Below are 526 nucleotides of genomic sequence, written 5' to 3' on the forward strand. Positions count from 1 at the left end.
GGGTCCATCCACATGACCTCCCAGGTGTGGCCGTCTGGATCAATACAGAAGCGGCCGTACATGGTGCCGTAGTCCTGGACCCGGCCGGAGTCCGTACCGCCCGTGGCGATCGCCTTGTCGCACAGCTCGTCGACCTTCTCGCGGCTCTCGGCGCTCAGACACAGCAGGACCTCGCTGGTCTTCGTGGAGTCCGCGATCTCCTTCCCGGTGAACACGGCGTAGCGCTGCTTGGTGAGGAGCATCGCGATGATCGTGTCGCTGATCACGACGCAGGCGCAGTTGTCGTCCGTGAACTGGGGGTTGGTCGTGTAGCCGAGCTCCGAGAAGAACTTCTTCGAGGTGTCGAGGTCGTTCACGGCCAGGTTCACGAAGATCATCTGCTGGTACATGCGTGGTCTCTCCCGTCGGTGGTGATCCTTTCGTGGGGGTAGACCGAGGTGCCTCGCGGAACTCATCGGCGGAAGCGAAACTTTTTTCGTACGTCGTCCTCGTGTGCTGCTTTCGTACGCCGTTCAGGGGCGCAGCG

1 protein-coding gene is annotated in these 526 nt (G+C 62.0%); it reads right to left on the minus strand.

What is annotated here, in order from left to right; translation table 11 throughout:
* Positions 1-389, minus strand: a 389-nt coding sequence (locus IE113_RS16190) for a VOC family protein (RefSeq protein ID WP_189543367.1), incomplete at its 3' end; no start/stop codon positions are given.
* Between the last annotated feature and the right edge of the window lie 137 nt (positions 390-526).

It is taken from the genome of Novosphingobium arvoryzae, from assembly GCF_014652615.1.
Classification (GTDB): domain Bacteria; phylum Pseudomonadota; class Alphaproteobacteria; order Sphingomonadales; family Sphingomonadaceae; genus Novosphingobium; species Novosphingobium arvoryzae.